Origin of the sequence: Pseudomonas phenolilytica, assembly GCF_021432765.1 — a bacterium.
Lineage (GTDB): Bacteria > Pseudomonadota > Gammaproteobacteria > Pseudomonadales > Pseudomonadaceae > Stutzerimonas > Stutzerimonas phenolilytica.
Genome location: NZ_CP058908.1, coordinates 2,807,639 through 2,822,600, shown reverse-complemented (window position 1 = coordinate 2,822,600; position 14,962 = coordinate 2,807,639). Strand labels below are relative to the sequence as shown.

11 protein-coding genes are annotated in these 14,962 nt (G+C 61.3%); all 11 read right to left on the bottom strand.

All coding sequences use genetic code 11. The annotated features are described in order from the left end of the window. Window positions 1-66: 66 nt before the first annotated feature. The 11 genes from htpG to HU825_RS13560 all read right to left on the bottom strand — a co-directional run bounded on the left by htpG (window position 67) and on the right by HU825_RS13560 (window position 14,704). Entirely contained in the window at window positions 67-1,971 is a 1,905-nt protein-coding gene (htpG, locus tag HU825_RS13610; protein WP_234302229.1) for a molecular chaperone HtpG, read from the bottom strand. Between the two features lie 138 nt (window positions 1,972-2,109). Then, a complete protein-coding gene (locus tag HU825_RS13605) occupies window positions 2,110-3,348 on the bottom strand; it encodes an MFS transporter (protein WP_234302228.1) in 1,239 nt (412 codons plus the stop codon). Between the two features lie 56 nt (window positions 3,349-3,404). Beyond that, a complete protein-coding gene (locus tag HU825_RS13600) occupies window positions 3,405-3,851 on the bottom strand; it encodes a PaaI family thioesterase (RefSeq protein WP_008568831.1) in 447 nt (148 codons plus the stop codon). Next, entirely contained in the window at window positions 3,848-4,309 is a 462-nt protein-coding gene (locus tag HU825_RS13595) for a PaaI family thioesterase (protein ID WP_043298610.1), read from the bottom strand. Before HU825_RS13595 ends, HU825_RS13600 begins: the two co-directional genes overlap by 4 nt. A 57-nt stretch (window positions 4,310-4,366) precedes the next feature. Continuing rightward, window positions 4,367-5,092: a DUF599 domain-containing protein gene (locus HU825_RS13590; protein ID WP_043298418.1), complete on the bottom strand. Its 726-nt coding sequence runs from the start codon at window positions 5,090-5,092 to the stop codon at window positions 4,367-4,369. An 88-nt stretch (window positions 5,093-5,180) separates the two neighbouring features. After that, entirely contained in the window at window positions 5,181-6,488 is a 1,308-nt protein-coding gene (gene brnQ, locus HU825_RS13585) for a branched-chain amino acid transport system II carrier protein (protein WP_043298416.1), read from the bottom strand. A gap of 308 nt (window positions 6,489-6,796) precedes the next feature. After that, window positions 6,797-7,684, bottom strand: a complete 888-nt coding sequence (gene sucD / locus HU825_RS13580) for a succinate--CoA ligase subunit alpha (RefSeq protein WP_008568836.1) — start codon at window positions 7,682-7,684, stop codon at window positions 6,797-6,799. After that, window positions 7,684-8,850 carry an ADP-forming succinate--CoA ligase subunit beta gene (gene sucC / locus HU825_RS13575; RefSeq protein ID WP_008568838.1) on the bottom strand — a complete coding sequence of 389 codons (1,167 nt, stop codon included), beginning with the start codon at window positions 8,848-8,850 and terminating at the stop codon, window positions 7,684-7,686. The genes sucD and sucC overlap by 1 nt, the downstream gene beginning before the upstream one ends. 194 nt (window positions 8,851-9,044) lie before the next feature. Next, complete coding sequence (gene lpdA, locus HU825_RS13570) at window positions 9,045-10,481, bottom strand: dihydrolipoyl dehydrogenase (RefSeq protein ID WP_054094936.1); 1,437 nt, start codon at window positions 10,479-10,481, stop codon at window positions 9,045-9,047. A gap of 98 nt (window positions 10,482-10,579) precedes the next feature. After that, window positions 10,580-11,800 carry a 2-oxoglutarate dehydrogenase complex dihydrolipoyllysine-residue succinyltransferase gene (gene odhB, locus HU825_RS13565; RefSeq protein ID WP_054094935.1) on the bottom strand — a complete coding sequence of 407 codons (1,221 nt, stop codon included), beginning with the start codon at window positions 11,798-11,800 and terminating at the stop codon, window positions 10,580-10,582. 72 nt (window positions 11,801-11,872) lie between these two features. Then, entirely contained in the window at window positions 11,873-14,704 is a 2,832-nt protein-coding gene (locus HU825_RS13560; protein ID WP_234302227.1) for a 2-oxoglutarate dehydrogenase E1 component, read from the bottom strand. Window positions 14,705-14,962: the final 258 nt, after the last annotated feature.

Sequence of the window (14,962 nt, the reverse complement as noted above, 5' to 3'; positions counted from 1 at the left end):
CCCCTTCATTCACTGGAGCGTGAATGAAGGGGCGAAAGGCGGGCCTTTTTCAGCCGTTGCTTCCGGTCAGGCGGACAGTTCCACCAATAGCTTGTTCAGGCGCTGCACGTAGGCAGCTGGGTCCTTCAGGCTGTCGCCGGCGGCCAGCGCGGCCTGGTCGAAGAGGATGTGCGAGAGGTCGGCGAAGCGGTCTTCGTCGGCCTCGGCATCCAGCTTCTCGATCAGCGGGTGCTGCGGGTTGAACTCGAAGATCGGCTTGGCTTCCGGCACCTTCTGCCCACTGGCTTCGAGAATCTGGCGCATCTGCAGGCCCAGATCCTGTTCGCCGATGGCGAGGATCGCCGGCGAATCGGTCAGACGATGGGACACACGCACCTCGGCCACTTCGTCACCGAGCGCACCTTTCAGGCGTTCGATCAGCCCTTCCTTGGCCTTGGCGATTTCTTCCTGGGCCTTCTTGTCTTCTTCGGAGTCCAGTTTGCCGAGGTCCAGATCACCGCGGGCCACATCGACGAACTGCTTGCCGTCGAACTCGGTGAGGTAGCTCATCAGCCACTCGTCGATGCGGTCGGTGAGCAGCAGCACTTCGATGCCCTTCTTGCGGAAGACTTCCAGGTGCGGGCTGTTCTTGACCTGCGCATAGCTTTCGCCGGTAAGGAAGTAGATCTTGTCCTGGCCTTCCTTGACGCGACCGAGGTAGTCGGCGAGCGACACCGACTGCTCGCCGGAGGCGTCGCTGGTGGAGGCGAAGCGCAGCAGGCCGGCAATCTTCTCCTTGTTGGCGAAATCCTCCGCCGGACCTTCCTTGAGCACCTGGCCGAACTGCTTCCAGAAGCTCTGGTAGTCCTCGGGCTTGTCCTTGGCGAGCTTCTCCAGCATGTCCAGCACACGCTTGGTCAGCGCGGATTTCATGCTGTCGATCACCGGGTCCTTCTGCAGGATTTCGCGCGAGACGTTCAGCGACAGGTCGTTGGAGTCGACCACACCCTTGATGAAGCGCAGGTACAGCGGCAGGAACTCGTCGGCCTGGTCCATGATGAACACGCGCTGCACATACAGCTTGAGGCCCTTGGGCGCTTCGCGATGGTACAGATCGAACGGCGCGCGACCTGGCACGTAGAGCAGCGAGGTGTATTCCAGCTTGCCTTCGACTTTGTTGTGGCTCCAGGCCAGCGGGTTCTCGAAGTCATGGGCGACGTGCTTGTAGAACTCCTGATATTCCTCGTCCTTCACGTCGCTGCGCGGACGGGTCCACAGGGCGCTGGCGCGGTTGACGGTTTCCCACTCGGGTTCGGTCAGCTTGTCCTTCTCCTCGCCATGGAATTCTTTCGGCAGTTCGATGGGCAGCGCGATGTGGTCGGAGTATTTCTTGACGATGTTGCGCAGGCGCCAGCCATCGGCGAACTCTTCCTCGCCCTTCTTCAGGTGCAGGACGATGCGGGTGCCGCGCTCGGCTTTGTCGATGGTGGCAACTTCGAATTCGCCCTCACCCTGCGAGGACCAGTGCACGCCCTCGCTCGCCGGTGTTCCGGCGCGGCGGCTGTAGACATCGACCTTGTCGGCGACGATGAAAGCCGAGTAGAAGCCGACACCGAACTGGCCGATCAGATGCGAATCTTTCTTCTGGTCGCCGGAGAGGTTCTTCAGGAAGTCAGCGGTACCGGATTTGGCGATGGTGCCCAGATGGGCGATGACGTCCTCGCGGTTCATGCCGATGCCGTTGTCCTCGAGGGTCACGGTCTTGGCATCCTTGTCGAACGACAGGCGGATCTTCAGCTCGGCGCCGCCCTCGAGCAGCTCGGGCTTGGCCAGCGCCTCGAAGCGCAGCTTGTCGGCCGCGTCGGAGGCGTTGGAGATCAGTTCGCGGAGGAAGATTTCCTTGTTCGAGTACAGCGAATGGATCATCAGGTGAAGCAGCTGCTTCACTTCGGTCTGGAAGCCCAGAGTTTCTTTTTGAGTCTCCACACTCATCGGTCACACACTCCACATCGTCGATTGGCACGGGCCGCGGCTGCGGCAGTGTCAGGCAGATGGGGTTCGAGTGACGGATTTCAAGGGTGGCGGCCGCCGCGCAGGCGTGCAACGGCCGAGTGGTTCACCGGGCAGCGTTTACGGTTCGAGGAGTTCCAGCAGGACGATCTCGCCCGGTGCCAGGTTGTAGTAAGCCTCGCCGGGACCGCTGATGACCCGGCGGATACGCAGGTTGCCGTCCTTGTCGAGCCCGGCGAAACGCCCTTCCGCAAGGCCTCCTCGCTCGGTGTGCGCGCGCACCAGCAGATGCTCGTAACGGCCTGGGTTTTGCAGCAGCCGCTCCAGCGAGAAGCGTGGCCGACGGTCGAGGTTGCTGGTCGGCGCTACGGCAACCGGCTGCGCCTCGGCCGCGCGCGGTTTCGCCTCGGGCTGCGACTCGACGGTCAGCGGCGGGTAATCGTCGCCGTCCACCGTCCAGCCCTGCGCGGTCTTGAGCAGCACCAGCGGTTGCTCGGCCGCTTCACCAGCGATCTGCCCACGCACCGTCAGCTCCAGCCGGGCGGCCGGCAGCTTGATGTCATCCAGCGGCGCCAGCTCGACATCACGGGTATGGTGGCGACGTTGCAGGTAGTCGCGTACGACATAGGCCAGCGTATCGGCGGAGTCGTGCCGGCGGTCGACAGCACCGTCGCGAAAGCGCAGGTGGCTGCTGTAAAGCTCGACCTTGCCGCTCAGGCTGGTCGCAAAGTGCGGCGGCATGACCAGATGAAAATCCCCGCGCAGCCGGTTGGGCGCCTCCGGCACCAGATTGAGATGCAGGGTATAGCCGCGCGTGATGCGCCGAGACTCGGGCAGTTCACGCCCCGGCTCCAGCCATGAAAGATAGACCACCGGCAGCGCGCCTTCATCGTCCGGCAGCACATCCAGCGCCAGTGCCCCGCTCGCCGCTGCGGGCAGATGGATGCTGACTTCCTGCTGGGCAAAGAACTCCGTGCCGGCACGCAACGTCAGCACGCCGTCGATCAGCTCACCATACTGCGGCTTGAAGGTGCGGCCGTTCAGCTGGCCGCGCAGCTCGGTGGCCAGTTCGGGCTTCACCTCCCGCGGCAGCCACTGCAGGCTGAAGATCGCCGTCAGCCGCTCCGGATCGCGCGCGGCCAGCAAGGAAAGGCCGACGATCGTCGGGATGAAACCCAGCCCGATGACCAGCATGGCCTTGCGCGCGACGCTCCAGTGGCGCACCACATATGCCAGGGTGATAGGCGGCAGCAGGCTGCCGATGCCCCAGAACAGGCTGGTCGCGAAAGCGAGGCTTACCAGCCAAACGAGCCCGACGAGGGTCAACAGCACACCGCTGAGAATCAACAACGCATCCATTCACAATCCTTGAATCACACGTGGGTGGTCGCCAGCCGGCCGCCCCATGTGCAACGTCAGGGTTCGTCGATCTTGAAATGGCAGCGTGCGGTGGCGATGGGTTCGGCCTGAGTGGTCTGCCAGGCAGTGATCGCGACGTTGGCGACCCTGCGGCCCTGGCGCCAGACCTGGCAGGCAGCGAAGGTGTCACGATAGTGACCGGCCCGCAGATAATCTATCGAGAAGTCGATGATTTTCGGCAAATGCGGAGCGCCCATGAACATCAGCAGATGCAGCATCGCGGCGTGTTCCATGAAGCCCGCAATGACGCCGCCGTGGATCGCCGGCAGCATCGGATTGCCGATGTTGTCTTCGTTCTGCGGCAGGCGGAACACCATGTCGTCGCCCAGACGCAGGCACTCGATGCCGATCAGACGTGCGTAGGGCACCAGATTGATCAGCGGATCGTAATCGTTGCTGGCATGCGCCTGACGAACCAGCTCGTTGAAGTTCATCTTGCTCATGCCTGCGTGCCCTTTCCGCCTGCTGACTGGGTGCCCTTGCCCATGCGCATGAAGGCGCCGACCACATGGGCAATCGGTTCGTTGATATCGCGCTGGTAGGCGACGCCGCGGGTGAAGATCACCGTCGGGGTCACTCGATAGCATTCGGCGAAGCCGAACACGTCGTGCCCCGGTTCGGCCGGATGCATGTAGTCGATACGCAGGTCGAGCGTCGGACAGACCTCCAGCTCGGGCAAGGCGCAGGCCGTGGAGATGCCGCAGGTGGTATCCATCAACGTGGTGATCGCGCCGCCGTGAATGCCGCCGGTTTCGGGATTGCCGATCAGCTTTTCACTGTACGGCAGGCGCAGGGTCAGTCCGCTGCGGTCGGCATGTTCAACGCTCAGGCCCAGCACCTGGCAGTGCCGCAGCAGGGAAAGAAAACGCTGGGTACGTTCGAGAATCTGGCTATCGCTCATCTGCACGCTCGGATGATCAATCGAGCCGGGCATCATAGCGGCTCGCCAGCACCTGCCCTACTCCTTGAGCGAATCGCTGATGGAAGTTGGCGTGAACACCATGACCCTGAGCACGTCGGAGTGGAACTCCCGACGATAGAGCACCAGGACCACACCCGTGGTGACCGCCATGAAGAACCACGGGTGGATGAACCAGGCCAGCGTCGCCATGCCGAAGTAGTAGGCGCGCAGACCGAAGTTGAACTGGTTGGCCGCCATCGAGAGTACACGCGCCGCGCGCTGGCCGAACGCCTTGCGCTCGTGATCGCTGACGTTGCGCTCACCGGCCATCGGCGCGGAAGCCACCAGCACCGCCGCGAAGTTGTACTGGCGCATGCACCAGCTGAAGGTGAAGAAAGCGTAGACGAACACCACCGCCAGCCCCAGCAGCTTGATTTCCGAGAGGCCGCGACTGACCGGCTGGGCGAAGGGCAGATCCGCCAGCAGCGAGACCGCGCGATCGGAAGCACCCAGCGCGGTGAGCACACCGGCGAGGATGATCAGCGTACTGGAGGCGAAGAACGAGGCATTGCGCTCGAGATTGCCGATCACGTTGGCATCGGCAATGCGGTTGTCGCGCAACAGCAGGCGCTGCATCCAGTCCTGCCGGTACAAATGCAGCACACTAGCCAGGCAGGCGGTGTCGCGGCCGCGCCAGGTGGCATAGCGGGTATAGCCAACCCAGCAAATGATGAACCAGACAACCGCGACTACGTGCGGCAGAAGATGATCGGCAAACATCATGGGCAGCCCCTCGTGAACTGCGCCGGATTATAGCGAGGTCGCATGATCGCCAGCACCCGTGCGCGGTAGCGAGGAGCCACCCGTGCGCTCATACCTGCCGATGCTTGCCGAGCAGACGATCGACCAGCGCGGCAACGATCAGGGTCACCAAGGCCGGTACCAGCCAGCCCATGCTCTGCGCGGCCAGCGGCAGCGCGCCGAACCAGGCGGGAACCAGCTGGGTGAAACCAGCCGCAGCCAGCCCGTCGGTCACACCAAAAATCAGCGTCACCGCCATCACCGGCCGGAACACCCGCGCCTGCGAGACCCAGAGCCGATCGAGCAGACTCAGCGCGATCAACACGATGGCCAGCGGATACAGACCTACCAGCACCGGTACCGAAACGCTGATCAGCTGGGTAAGACCCTGGTTGGCTACCAGCAGGCTGAACAGGCTGAACACAATCACCACGTTGCGGTACGAAACCGGCAGCAGCGCGCTGAAGAACTCACCGCAAGCTGCTGTCAGGCCAACCGCCGTGGTCAGGCAGGCCAGTGTGATCACCACGGCCAGCAGAACGCTGCCCATCGTACCGAAGGTGTGCTGGACGTAGCTGGTCAGGATCTGCACGCCATTTTGCGCGTCCCCGGCGATACCCTGGCTGGTGGCACCGAGGTAGAACAGCGACAGGTAGACCAGCGACAGGCCGACCGCTGCAATCACGCCGGCCGTCATCGAGTACCGAGTCACCAGTGTCGCGTCGCTCACGCCCTTGTCGCGGATCGCAGTGGCGATCACGATACCGAAGACCAGCGCGCCGAGCGTATCCATCGTCAGGTAGCCTTCGAGAAAGCCCTTGATCATCGGACTGGCACGATAGCTCTCGGCGGCACTGCCGATTTCACCTGCCGGCAGAAACAGCGCAGCTCCACCGAGTACCAGCAGCGCCGCCAGCAGCACGGGCGTGATGATCTTGCCGACACTGTCGACCAGACGCCCGGGGTTCAGTACCAGGAACAGCACAGCGGTGAAGAACAGCGCGGTGTAGACCAGCAGCGGCGCCGCCGTATTGCCGGTGAACGGCGCGATGCCCATCTCGAACGACACCACGGCCGTGCGCGGGGTGGCGAACAGCGGACCGATTGCCAGGTACACCGCGATCGCCAGCAACGTACCGGCGCCCCGGCCGAGCGGCGCGGTGAGCCGGTCCATGCCGCCGCCCACGCGAGCGAGTGCCACGACCGTCAACAGCGGCAGCCCTACGCCGGTGAACAAGAAGCCTAGCGCCGCCTGCCAGATGAATTCACCAGCGGCCATACCAGCGCTGGGCGGGAAGATGATATTGCCGGCGCCAAGGAACAGCGCGAATGTCATGAAGCCAAGGGCCAGCAGATCGAAGCCTTTCAAACGATTCATGCGAAACAACTACCGGAAAGGATGTGGCCATCGAGAACAGCAATGCCGCCAGAACCTGAAGAGGCACCGGCATTCTGATCGCAACGGCGGAAATGGATTGGGAAGTCTCCGTGAGTTTGGAAATCGGATCTCGGCCTGATTGGGTCGGTCCATTGTTGCGCGCCGGCATCTCTCGTGAAGACAGCAGACGACGCTGAGGGCGGCAATGATGCCATTGTCCTGCCATGTATGCCGAGGCAAACCGTCGGTTCAGGCGTAGAAAACGCAAAGGCCACCGCGGGGGTGGCCTTCGACAAGCATCAGAGCGATCAGGCGCCCTTCATGCTCCAACCGGTGACCTCGGCAAGCGCTTTGCCAATGTCCGCCAGCGAGCGCACGGTCTTCACACCGGCGTCCTGCAGGGCGGCGAACTTCTCATCAGCCGTCCCCTTGCCGCCGGAAATGATCGCACCTGCGTGGCCCATACGCTTGCCCGCCGGGGCGGTGACGCCCGCGATATAGGACACCACCGGTTTGGTGACGTTGGCCTTGATGAACGCGGCGGCCTCTTCTTCGGCCGAACCGCCGATTTCGCCGATCATGACGATGGCTTCGGTCTGCGGATCGTTCTGGAACAGGGTCAGAATATCAATGAACGTCGAACCCGGAATCGGGTCGCCACCGATACCGACGCAGGTGGACTGGCCGAAACCGGCGTCCGTCGTCTGCTTGACCGCTTCATAAGTCAGCGTGCCGGAACGGGAAACGATGCCAACCTTGCCCGGCTGGTGGATATGACCGGGCTGGATACCGATCTTGCACTCGCCGGGAGTGATCACGCCCGGGCAGTTCGGCCCGATCAGGCGCACGCCCAGTTCATCGCACTTGATCTTCACTTCGAGCATGTCCAGCGTCGGAATGCCCTCGGTGATGCAGACGATCAGCTTGATACCACCAAAAGCGGCCTCAAGTATCGAATCCTTGCAGAACGGCGCCGGCACGTAGATCACCGAGGCATCGGCACCCGTCGCTTCGACCGCTTCCTTGACCGTATTGAACACCGGCAGGCCGAGATGCAGCGTGCCGCCCTTGCCGGGCGTTACGCCACCGACCATCTGTGTGCCATAGGCAATCGCCTGCTCGGAGTGGAAGGTACCCTGCGAGCCGGTAAAACCTTGGCAGATAACTTTGGTGTTCTTGTTGATCAGCACGCTCATTACTTGCCCTCCGCGGCTTTGACAACCTGAATGGCCGCATCGGTCAGGCTTTGCGCACCGATGATGTTCAGCCCGCTTTCGCTCAGCATCTTGGCGCCCAGGTCGGCATTATTGCCCTCCAGCCGCACCACTACCGGTACCTGCACGCCAACTTCGCGCACCGCGCCGATGATGCCTTCGGCGATCATGTCGCAACGCACGATGCCACCGAAGATATTCACCAGCACCGCGGCGACATTGCTGTCGGAGAGGATAATCTTGAACGCCTCGGTAACGCGCTCCTCGGTGGCGCCGCCGCCGACGTCGAGGAAATTGGCCGGCTTGCCGCCGTGCAGGTTGACGATATCCATCGTGCCCATCGCCAGCCCCGCACCGTTGACCATGCAACCGATGTTGCCGTCCAGAGCGACGTAGTTGAGCTCCCACTTGGCGGCGTGCGCCTCGCGCGGGTCATCCTGGGACGGGTCGGCCATGTCGCGCAGCTTCGGCTGGCGATAGATAGCGTTGCTGTCGATGTTGATCTTGGCGTCCAGGCAATGCAGGTTGCCGTCCTTCTTGATCACCAGCGGATTCACTTCCAGCAGCGCAAGGTCGTAATCCTTGAACAGCTGCGCCAGGCCGACGAAGATGTGCACGAACTGTTTGACCTGATCGCCTTTCAACCCCAGCTGGAACGCCAGTTCACGCGCCTGGAACGGCTGCGCGCCTACCAGCGGATCGATGGTCGCCTTGAGAATCTTTTCCGGGGTGTCATGCGCGACCTTCTCGATATCCACACCGCCTTCGGTGGACGCCATGAACACGATGCGCCGGCTGGCACGATCGACGACCGCGCCCAGGTAGAGTTCCTTGTCGATATCCGTGCAGGCTTCGACGAGGATCTTGCTGACCGGCTGCCCGTTGGCATCGGTCTGATAGGTTACCAGTCGCTTGTCTAGCCATTGCTGGGCAAAAGCTCGGGCCTCGTCCTTGCTGCGAACCAGCTTGACGCCGCCAGCCTTGCCGCGACCGCCGGCATGGACCTGTGCCTTGACTACCCACTCGGTGCCACCGATCTTGTCGCAGGCCTCGGCAGCCTCTTTCGGGCTATCAACCGCATAGCCTTTGGAAACCGGTAGACCATATTCAGCGAACAGCTGCTTACCTTGGTACTCGTGAAGATTCATGCTTCTTACCGTTGTTTTAGGTACTGCATTCAAGCAGGGCCCCTGACGCACCCTGCCCCCTCCAACGCAAGTTCCTGAAAACTATTCGAGATACCTTTCAGGAACCTGTATTGACCGAAAAGCATTCTACTTTAGTCAAAGAAAAGCCCGGCGTGTTCCTAGGAACAGGCCGGGCTTTTTTTCACAAAAAGCGTTTAGCGCTTTTTGCGATTGGCGATGTGAATGGCATGGCCATTGACCGCCAGAGCTGCTTCATGCAGCGCTTCGGACATCGTCGGGTGCGAGAACACCATCATGCCCAGGTCTTCGGCACTGGTACCGAACTCCATGCCGATGGCGCCCTGCTGGACCAGTTCGGCAGCGCTCGGCCCCATTACATGGACGCCCAGTACGCGATCGGTCTTGGCATCGGCGATGACCTTGACCAGACCTGCGGTGTCGTTGGCCGCCATCGCACGACCGCTGGCCGCGAACGGGAACACACCCACGTTCACTTCGACGCCCTCGGCCTTCAGAGCCTGCTCGCTCTTGCCGACCCAAGCGATCTCCGGGTGGGTGTAGATGACCGACGGAATCAGATCGTAGTTCATCTGGGTCTTGTGACCGGCGATGCGCTCGGCAACCATCACGCCCTCTTCGGACGCTTTGTGCGCCAACATCGCGCCGCGTACCACGTCACCGATCGCATAGACGCCCGGAACGCTGGTAGCGCACTGGTCGTTAACGAAGATGAAGCCACGCTCGTCCATGTCGACACCCGCATCGGCAGCCAACAGATCGGTAGTAACCGGGCGGCGACCAACAGCAACGATGAGCTTGTCGAACGTCATCTGCTGCTCGCCTTCGGCGCTGGTGAAGCTGACGGTGACCTGATCACCGGACACCTGCGAACCGGTCAAACGCGCACCCAGCAGAATCTTCAGCCCCTGCTTGGTCAGGACCTTGAAGGCTTCCTTGGCGATCTGCTCGTCGGCGGCCGGCAGGAACTTGTCCATCGCCTCGATTACAGTCACTTCGGCACCCAGACGCGCCCATACCGAACCCAGTTCCAGACCGATAACGCCAGCGCCGATCACGCCCAGCTTCTTCGGCACGCTCTGGAAATCCAGGGCGCCGGTGGAATCGACGATGACCTTCTGGTCGACCGGAGCCGGTGGAATGTTCACCGGAGTGGAACCGGACGCCAGAATGACGTTCTCGGCCGCCAGGGTCTGGACATTGCCGTCCAGCCCGGTCACCTCGACCTGCTTACCGGCCAGCAGCTTGCCGTGGCCTTCGAAGACAGTTACGCCATTGGCTTTCATCAGCGCAGAAACGCCGCCGGTGAGGTTTTTGACGATCTGATCCTTGCGCGCGACCATTGTCGGCACATCCATCGCCACTTCACCGGTGCTGATGCCGTGGACTTTGAAGCTCTCGTGGGCCTCATGGTACTTGTACGAGCTGTCCAGCAGCGCCTTGGAAGGGATGCAACCAACGTTCAGGCAGGTTCCGCCCAGCGCGGTCTTGCCATCCTTGCCCTGATACTTCTCGATACAGGCGGTTTTCAACCCCAGCTGTGCGGCCTTGATAGCGGCCACATAGCCACCGGGGCCAGCCCCGATGACGACTACGTCGAACTTCTGGCTCATTACGAATCCTCTTTCTAAGCAGCAGGCAACGAGCCACAAGCCACAAGCGGGGCTGCTCTTTCAAACAGCGTGCCGCTTGTCGCTTGTAGCCGTTTTTGTCAGATATCCAGCAGCAGGCGAGCCGGATCTTCCAGCAGGTCCTTCATGGTGACCAGGAAGGTAACTGCTTCCTTACCATCGATCAGGCGGTGGTCGTAGGATAGCGCCAGGTACATCATCGGCAGGATGACCACCTGACCATTAACGGCCATCGGACGTTCCTGGATCTTGTGCATACCGAGAATAGCGGTTTGCGGCGGGTTGACGATCGGCGTGGAAAGCAGCGAACCGAAGACACCACCGTTGGAAATGGTGAAGGTACCGCCAGTCATTTCTTCGATGGTCAGCTTGCCCGCCTTGGCCTTCTTGCCGAAGTTGTTGATGCCGCCTTCGATCTCGGCCAGCGTCATGTGCTCAGCGTTGCGCAGGACCGGCACCACTAGGCCACGATCGCTAGACACGGCAACGCCGATGTCCTGGTAGCCGTGGTAGACGATGTCGTTGCCATCGATCGAAGCGTTGACGCCGGGCTGACGCTTGAGCGCCTCCACCGCAGCCTTGACGAAGAAGGACATGAAACCCAGGCGAACACCGTTGTGGGTCTTCTCGAACAGGTCCTTGTACTTGGCGCGCAGCTCCATGATCGGCTTCATGTTGACTTCGTTGAACGTGGTCAGCATGGCCATCGACGATTGAGCTTCGACCAGACGCTCGGCAACCTTGGCACGCAGGCGGGTCATCGGCACGCGCTTCTCGACGCGATCCCCGGCAGCAAAAATCGGTGCGGCGGCAGCCGGAGCAGCGGGTTTGGCGGCAGCGGCCGGAGCGGATTTCTTGGCCTCGACGGCAGCAACCACATCTTCCTTGGTCACGCGACCATCCTTGCCGGTGCCGCGGATGCTGTTCGGATCGATGCCATTCTCTTCGGCCAGCTTGCGCGCGGCCGGAGCCAGGATCGGCTCTTCGCTGGCAACGGCCGGAGCAGCGGCTGCCGCAGGCGTCTGAGCCGGGGCAGCCGCAGCTGTCGGCGCCGCAGCAGTGGCACCTGCTTCCAGCTTGCCGAGCAGCTCGCCGCTGAGAACGGTGTCGCCCTCGTTCTTGACGATTTCGACGAGAACGCCGTCAGCCTCGGCCAGTACTTCCATGACCACCTTGTCGGTTTCGATGTCGACGATCAGCTCGTCGCGCTTGACCGCCTCACCCGGCTGCTTGTGCCAGGTTGCCACGGTGCCGTCGGCAACCGATTCCGGGAAGGTAGGGGCTTTGATCTCGATAGCCATTATCAGGAGTCCTATTTGATTCGATTTCTGCGTCGAGGCCGCGTTCGTGCGCGGCCTCTCGCAATAGCATGATTAAACGGTGAAGGCGTCCTGCAGGAGCTTTTCCTGCTGCTCGGCATGCATTGACGCATAACCGACCGCCGGAGCCGCGGATGCATCACGACCAGCGTATTGCAGGAACAGTTCCTTCTTGTGAGCAGTCGCGACGCGACGCATATGGTGCTGGCTGCAGTACCACGCGCCCTGGTTCATCGGCTCTTCCTGACACCAGATGATGTGCTTGATGTTCTGATAAGGTGCCAGCACCTCGGCGAGGTCCTCCTCAGGGAAGGGATAGAGCTGCTCGATACGCACGATGGCAATATCGTCGCGACCTTCGTTGCGGCGCTTTTCCAGAAGATCGTAGTAGACCTTGCCGCTGCACATGATCACGCGCTCGACCTTCGCCGCTTCGATCGGATCGATCTCCGGGATAACGGTCTGGAACGAACCCTCGGTAAGCTCCTCCAGCGTCGAGATAGCGAGCTTGTGACGCAACAGCGACTTCGGCGTCAGGGCAACCAGCGGCTTGCGCAGCGGACGAATCGCCTGCCGACGCAGCATGTGATAGACCTGAGCTGGTGTGGTCGGCACGCAGACCTGGATGTTCTGCTCGGCACACAGTTGCAGGTAGCGCTCCAGACGCGCGGAGGAGTGCTCCGGGCCCTGCCCCTCATAACCGTGCGGCAGCAGCATGGTCAGACCGCAGAGACGGCCCCACTTGTGTTCGCCGCTAGTGATGAACTGGTCGATAACGACCTGCGCGCCGTTGGCGAAGTCGCCGAACTGCGCCTCCCAAACCACGAGGGCGTTGGGAGTAGTAGTGGCATATCCGTACTCGAACGCCAGAACCGCTTCCTCGGAAAGGAACGAGTCATACAGATCGAAGCGCGGCTGCCCTTCGTAGAGGTGCTGAAGCGGAATGTAGGTACTGCCGTCTTTCTGATTGTGCAACGCAGCATGGCGATGCGAGAAGGTACCGCGACCGACGTCCTGACCGGAAATACGCACCGGATGGCCTTCGAACAGCAGCGTAGCGTAGGCCATGGTCTCCGCGAAGCCCCAGTTGATGGCCAGCGCGCCCGCTCCCATCTTCTGCCGATCCTCAAGGATCTTCGCAACCTGACGCTGGACAACGAAGCCTTCCGGGACATTCAACAGTTTGCTGGACAGATCCTGCAAGGTCTTCAGATCGAAGCTGGTGTCGTGACGTGCGGTCCACGCATGGCCCAGATATGGACGCCAGTCAACGAAGAGCTCCTTGTTCGGTTCCTTGACCAGGCTCTTGACCACGTGCAGGCCGTTATCCAGCGCGGTGCGATACTCATCGACCTTAGCCTGAACGCGCTCGGCGTCCAGTACATTCGACTGGATGAGCGCATCAGCGTACAGCTCACGAGTGGTGCGCTGCTTAGCGATCTTCTGATACATCAGCGGCTGGGTGCCGCTTGGCTCGTCAGCCTCGTTATGACCGCGACGGCGATAGCAGATCAGATCCAGCACGATATCGCGCTTGAACTGCATCCGATAATCCACAGCGAGCTGGGTAACGAACAGCACCGCCTCGGGGTCGTCTGCGTTAACGTGGAAGATCGGTGCTTGAATCATCTTCGCCACGTCAGTAGCGTACTCGGTTGAACGAGCATCTTCCTGCTTGTTAGTGGTGAAGCCGACCTGGTTGTTGACCACGATGCGAATCGTGCCGCCGGTGCGGTAAGCACGCGTCTGCGACATCTGGAAGGTTTCCATCACCACGCCCTGACCGGCGACAGCGGCATCACCGTGGATGGTTACCGGAAGAACCTTGTCTCCGGCCGGATCACAGCGACGGTCCTGACGAGCACGCACCGAACCCTCAACCACCGGCGAAACGATTTCCAGGTGCGAGGGGTTGAAAGCCATCGCCAGATGGATCTCGCCACCGGGAGTCATGACGTTGGAAGAGAAGCCCTGGTGATACTTGACATCACCGGAGCTGAGCCCTTCGACCTTCTTGCCTTCGAATTCGTCGAACAGATCGCGCGGATTCTTGCCGAAGGTGTTGACCAGCACGTTGAGACGGCCACGGTGGGCCATACCGATGACGATTTCCTTGGTGCCGTAGGAGCCGGAGCGCTGGATGATTTCGTCCAGCATCGGAATCAGGCTCTCACCACCTTCCAGACCAAAACGCTTGGTCCCCGGATATTTGGTGCCGAGATACTTTTCCAGTCCTTCGGCGGCTGTCAGACGCTCCAGTAGATGACTCTTGATTTCCGGCGAGAAATCCGGACGGCCACGTACGCTTTCGACGCGCTGGATGAACCAGTTGCGCTGCTCGGAATCGACGATATGGGCAAACTCCGCGCCGATGGTGCGGCAATACGTCTCTTGCAACGCTTTCAGGATTTCACGCAAGCTGGCTTCGTCTTTGCCTATCGCCAGATCGCCCGTGCGGAAAACGGTATCCAAATCCGCATCGGTCAGACCATAGTTGGTGATCGCAAGATCAGCGGGAACCGGACGCTGCTGCAGTGCCAGGGGATCAAGCTGCGCCGCTTGATGACCACGCAGCCGATACGCCTGGATCAGCCGCAGAACTTCGACCTGCTTCTTCTCATGCTCGCTGCTGACGCTGCCTGCGGAGACAGGTTGTGCGCGACGCTGGTTCTTCGCCAGCAACACGAAATGATCGCGAATCGTCGAGTGCGACACGTCTGCTGCCGCGCTGCCACCAGAAGGCAACTTCTGGAAATAAGTGCGCCACTCTTCGGGCACTGCGTTGGGGTCGTGCAGGTAGAGCTCATAAAGCTCTTCCACATAGGCAGCGTTACCACCGGATAGGTGGGCGCTGTCCCACATGCGCTGCATTACGCTTTCTTGCATGTCTGGTCACCTTTGATAAGGAGACACCACCAGCGTGGAGACCGCAGCATGACTTCCCAAGTTCTGAAGCAGCGACTCAGGTAAAGCCACTACGGACCGCGCAGATAGTTTCCGGGAACTGCCCCGGATGCTCCTGCTGGTCAACAAATTTTCAGAGTGGAATTCCGGCTTTTTGGGCTGAAATTCCTACTAAAGCTACGGCGCCTGGATGTTACTCCGGCGCCGCAGGTACCACAGCAATCGGGTATCGGCCGCTCG